The sequence below is a fragment of the Oceanicola sp. S124 genome (genome assembly GCF_000220565.1).
Lineage (GTDB): Bacteria > Pseudomonadota > Alphaproteobacteria > Rhodobacterales > Rhodobacteraceae > Pseudooceanicola.
In genome coordinates this window covers 1-5176 of sequence record NZ_AFPM01000179.1, presented here as the reverse complement: position 1 = coordinate 5176, position 5176 = coordinate 1, and the positions used below count along the sequence as shown (strand labels likewise).

The 5176-nt window shown below is 66.0% G+C and carries 4 protein-coding genes; all 4 read left to right on the top strand.

The features are described 5' to 3' along the window. On the top strand, positions 1-784 hold a 784-nt coding region (locus OS124_RS0112690; protein ID WP_010140053.1), incomplete at its 5' end, for a S49 family peptidase. Between the two features lie 220 nt (positions 785-1004). Then, positions 1005-1964 carry a calcium/sodium antiporter gene (locus OS124_RS0112685; RefSeq protein ID WP_010140052.1) on the top strand — a complete coding sequence of 320 codons (960 nt, stop codon included), beginning with the start codon at positions 1005-1007 and terminating at the stop codon, positions 1962-1964. A 12-nt stretch (positions 1965-1976) separates the two neighbouring features. Then, positions 1977-2771, top strand: coding sequence for an SDR family oxidoreductase (locus OS124_RS0112680; RefSeq protein ID WP_010140051.1), 795 nt, complete (start codon positions 1977-1979; stop codon positions 2769-2771). Positions 2772-3059: 288 nt separating this feature from the next. Further along, complete coding sequence (gene uvrC, locus OS124_RS0112675; protein WP_010140050.1) at positions 3060-4964, top strand: excinuclease ABC subunit UvrC; 1905 nt, start codon at positions 3060-3062, stop codon at positions 4962-4964. Positions 4965-5176: the final 212 nt, after the last annotated feature.

Below are 5176 nucleotides of genomic sequence, written 5' to 3'. Positions count from 1 at the left end.
CTTCGCAAAACGCGGCGCCACCGTCGCGGTCATCAGGCTGCATGGCATGATCGCCTCGGGCCCGCGCGGCCCGTTGAGCGACGAGGCCCTCTCGGCCTCCATAGAGCGGGCGTTCCGGCGCGGCAAGCCCGCCGCCGTGGCGCTGTCGATCAACTCGCCCGGTGGTTCGCCGGTGCAGAGCTCGTTGATCGCCGCGCAGATCCGGCGCCTGGCGGATGAGAAGAAGATCCCCGTGCTGGCCTTCGTCGAGGATGTCGCGGCCTCGGGGGGCTACTGGCTGGCCTGCGCCGCGGACGAGATCCTGGCCGACGAAAGCTCGATGCTGGGCTCGATCGGGGTGATCTCGGCGGGCTTTGGCGCGCCGGTCTTCCTGGCCCGGCAGGGGATCGAACGGCGGGTCCATACCGCCGGTGAAAGCAAGAGCATGCTCGACCCCTTCCAGCCTGAAAAGGAAGAGGACGTCGCCCGCCTGAAGGCCCTGCTGGAAGAGATCCACGGCAATTTCATCACCCATGTGAAGACCCGGCGCGGCGAGAAGCTGAAACCCGACCCCGAGCTGTTCTCGGGCAAGGTCTGGCTGGGCCGCAGCGCGGTCGAGGTCGGCCTGGCCGACGACATCGGCCACCTGGTGCCGGTGCTGAAGGCGCGCTACGGCAAGGACGTGAAGCTGCGCCGCTACGGCGGTCGCAAGCGCGGGCTGCTGCAGCGCATCGGCATGTCCGTCCTCGGCGAACCGCTGGCGATGATCGAGGAACGGGCCGCCTATGCCCGCTTCGGTCTGTGACCATGGCACGCGGGACCAGCCTGCATCCATGATCCTCAAGGTCGTCATCCTCTTCCTGGCCGTGATGGCCGTGCTGGCGATGTTCGGCAAGCTGAGAGTTCCCGGTCGCCCCGCCCCAAGGCGCCCGGGCGGCAAATGCCCCAAGTGCGGGCGACACCGGATCGGCAAGGGGCCCTGCCCCTGCTCCGGACCTCAAAAGACAAACAGGAGTTAACACCGGATGCTCGTCTGGCTCATGGTCGTGCTTGGCCTCGTCATTCTTCTGCTGGCCGGCGACATGCTGGTGCGCGGCGCGGTCAACCTGGCGCTTCGGGTGGGCATTCCCGCCCTGCTGGTTAGCCTGACCATCGTCGCCTTCGGCACCTCGGCGCCAGAGCTGCTGATCTCGCTCAAGGCCGCCTTCCAGGACAAGCCCGGCCTGGCCATCGGCAACGTGGTCGGCTCGAACACCGCCAACATCCTGCTGGTGCTGGGCATTCCGGCGATCCTGGCGACGATGCACACCAGCCAGTGCGACACCCGCAAGAGCTTTGTCACCATGATCGGGGCGACACTGCTGTTCATCCTGCTGGCGATGCGCGGCCAGTTCGACTTCCTTGCCGGGGTGGTGCTGCTGTCGGTGCTGGCGCTGATCCTGATGGACCAGGCCCGCGAGGCGCTGCGCCACCGCCGCGACGGCTCTGCCGCCGAGGATGACGAAGAAGAAGAAGAGGTCGAGGGCGCCGACCCGCAGATGCCCTGGTGGAAGGTCGCGCTCTACCTCGTGCTGGGCCTCGTCGGCCTGCCCTTCGGCGCCTCGATCCTGGTCGACAGTGCCTCCGAGATCGCCCGGGACTACGGCATCAGCGAGACGGTCATCGGCCTGACGCTGGTGGCGCTCGGCACCTCGCTGCCGGAACTGGCGACCACCGTCATGGCCGCGCTGCGCCGCCAGGCCGACGTGGCGCTTGGCAACGTCATCGGCTCGAACCTGTTCAACCTGCTGGCCATCATCGGCGTCACCTCGCTGTTCAAGCAGATCCCGCTGGACCTGCCCGAGCTGCATTTCGACTTCGTCGTCATGCTCGGCGCCTCGCTGCTGCTCATTCCCTTCGTCTTCCTGCGTCGCGACATCAACCGGCTCTGGGGTATCGCGCTTTCCGCGCTATACATCCTCTACGTCGTGATCGTGCTGAACTGAGGGGAAGAAAAGATGACCGAAGCCGCCGCGAAGAAAGCGCTCGTCACCGGCGCCGCGAAACGCCTGGGCCGTGCCATGGCGCTGGCCCTGGCCGAAGACGGCCATGACGTCGCGGTACATTACAACGGCTCCGTCGAGGCCGCCGAGGAGGTGGCCGGGCAGATCCGCGCCATGGGCCGCCAGGCGGTGACCCTGCGCGCCGACCTGACCGACGAGGCCGAGGTTGCGCCGCTGGTCGGGGCCGCCGCCGCAGCTCTTGGCGGGCCGCTGACCTGCCTGGTCAACAACGCGTCCGTCTTCGACTACGACAATATCCGCACCGCCGACCGCGCCAGCTGGGATCGCCACATGGAGGCCAACCTGCGCGCCCCCGTGCTGCTGACCCAGCTTTTCGCCGAGCAGGCCCCCGCCCCGCTGACCGACGCCATGGGCGAACCCCAGGCCCAGGCGCTGGTGATCCAGATGCTGGACCAGCGGGTGCACAAGCTGACGCCCGAGTTCCTTTCCTACACGATCTCGAAGATGGGGCTCTGGGCCTTCACCCAGACCTCTGCCCGGGCCCTCGCGCCCGCGGTACGTGTGAATGCCATCGGCCCCGGCCCGACCCTGCAGGGCGCCCGCCAGAGCCGCGAGCACTTCGACCTGCAACGTCACAACACGGTGCTGGAGCGCGGCTCGAATCCCGGGGATATCTGCGGCGCGCTGCGCTATTTCCTCACCGCTCACGGGGTCACGGGGCAGCTTCTGTGTACCGATGGCGGACAGCACCTGGCCTGGCAAACACCCGACGTGCAGGGGGTCGAATAGCGCTTTTCGCGGCAAGTTTTGCACCTGTCACGGGGCGGTTACAAAGGTGTTACCAAAAGATTAATGTTTTCAGTCGGTTGTCCTTGTGAATTAATTTTATCGTTTGAAAACAGCATCTTGAAAAAGCGCCTAAAAATTCACCAGGTCAAGGAAGGCCCCACGAAACAAGGGTTTTTTCCATGTGTCAAAATCCTATCCCCGGAGTTATCCACAGAAAGCGGGGACAGCTTTTCTCTTGTAGGCCGGGCCGTAAATTTGCAGCCAGAGTGAGAATCGAGACGGAATCGCATGACCCAGGGGAATGACACCGAGGAGAGCGGCGAGGGGCGCGCAGAAGGCGGCGGAAAGCCCCTGACCGGACATGCCCTGATCCAGTCCTACCTGGCGCTGCTGGACAGCTCGCCTGGCGTTTACCGGATGCTGGACGAGGAGAGCCGCGTGCTCTACGTCGGCAAGGCGCGCAACCTGAAGGCGCGGGTGTCCAACTACGCCCGCCCCGCCGGTCACAGCGCCCGCATCGCCCGGATGATCCGCGAGACCGCGCGGATGATGTTCCTGACCACGCGCACCGAGACCGAGGCGCTGCTGCTGGAACAGAACCTGATCAAGCAGCTGAAACCGCGCTACAACGTGCTGCTGCGCGACGACAAGAGCTTTCCGGATATCCTGGTGGCCAAGGACCATGCCTTCCCCCAGATCCGCAAGCATCGCGGCGCACGCAAGTCCAAGGGCGCCTACTATGGGCCCTTCGCCAGTGCGGGTGCCGTGAACCGCACGCTGAACCAGCTTCAGAAGGTTTTCCTGCTGCGCAACTGCACCGACAGCATGTTCGAGGGCCGCTCGCGGCCCTGCCTCCTGTACCAGATCAAGCGCTGCTCGGCGCCCTGCGTGGGCTATATCTCGGAAGAGGACTACGCCGGCACGGTGGCCGATGCGGAACGCTTCCTGCAAGGCCGCTCCACCGATGTGCAGGAAAAGCTGGCCGCCGAGATGCAGAAGGCCAGTGACGAAATGGAATTCGAGCGCGCCGCCGCCCTGCGCGACCGCATCAAGGCGCTGACCCAGGTGCAGAGCACCCAGGGCATCAACCCGCGCTCGACCGCCGAGGCGGATATCGTCGCGCTGCACATGGAGGGCGGCCAGGCCTGCGTGCAGGTCTTCTTCATCCGCGCCAACCAGAACTGGGGCAACCAGGATTTCTACCCCCGTGCCGGGGTCGATGTCTCGGAAGCCGAGGTGCTGGAAGCCTTCCTCGGCCAGTTCTACGACGGCAAGGAGCCGCCCCGGCAGATCCTGCTGTCGCACGGCATCGAGAACGCCGACCTCATGCACGAAGCCCTCTCCGAGAAGGCCGGTCGCAAGGTCGAGCTTCTGGTCCCGCAGCGCGGCGAGAAGGCCGAGCTGATCGCCTCTGCCGCGCGCAACGCCAAGGAAAGCCTCGGCCGTCGCATGGCCGAAAGCGCCACCCAGGGCAAGTTGCTGAAGGGTCTCGCCGAGGCCTTCGGGCTGGAGAAGGTGCCCGAGCGGATCGAGGTCTACGACAACTCGCATATCCAGGGCACAAACGCGGTCGGCGGGATGATCGTCGCCGGCCCCGAGGGCTTCCTGAAGTCGCAGTATCGCAAGTTCAACATCAGGGGCGAAGACCTGGTGCCGGGCGATGACTTCGGCATGATGAAAGAAGTGCTGACCCGCCGCCTGAAGCGCCTGCTGAAAGAGGACCCGGACCGCGAGAACGGCATGTGGCCCGACCTGCTGCTGATCGACGGCGGCGCGGGCCAGGTCAGCGCGGTGCAGCAGATCCTCGACGAGATGGGCGTGCCGGACCTGCCCATGGTCGGTGTCGCCAAGGGCGTCGACCGCGACCACGGCAAGGAGGAATTCCACCGCCCCGGCCAGCGCCCCTTCGCCCTCAGGATGAACGACCCCGTGCTCTACTTCGTGCAGCGGATGCGCGACGAGGCGCACCGTTTCGCCATTGGCACCCACAGGGCCAAGCGCGCGAAGTCCAACATGGCCAACCCGCTGGACGAGGTCCCCGGCGTAGGCGCCACCCGCAAGCGCGCCCTGCTGGCGCATTTCGGCTCGGCCAAGGCGGTCAGCCGGGCGGGCCTGCCGGACCTGAAGGCGGTCGACGGAATCTCGGACAGCCTGGCCGAAGCGATCTACGACCACTTCCACGCACAGGGCTGAGGCCGGTTGGCCCCGCAAGGCTCACGTCTGCGTGAAGCGGATGCCGCACGCGGAATTAACCAGCGCGCGGGCCTTAAAACTCCGGTGAAAACGCAGTTAAAGGGCCGCAGTCAACCAGGAGCGAGTGTCATGCGAACGACCCCGACCGAGCAGGAAATACAGGCCCAGTCCGACCCCAATCACCCGCCGCATGACGACCCTGTCGAACCGAT

Coding starts and splice junctions, on each gene's coding strand:
- OS124_RS0112685 (WP_010140052.1), top strand. CDS start 1,005: ATGCTCGTCTGGCTCATGGTCGTGCTTGGCCTCGTCATTCTTCTGCTG.
- OS124_RS0112680 (WP_010140051.1), top strand. CDS start 1,977: ATGACCGAAGCCGCCGCGAAGAAAGCGCTCGTCACCGGCGCCGCGAAA.
- uvrC (WP_010140050.1), top strand. CDS start 3,060: ATGACCCAGGGGAATGACACCGAGGAGAGCGGCGAGGGGCGCGCAGAA.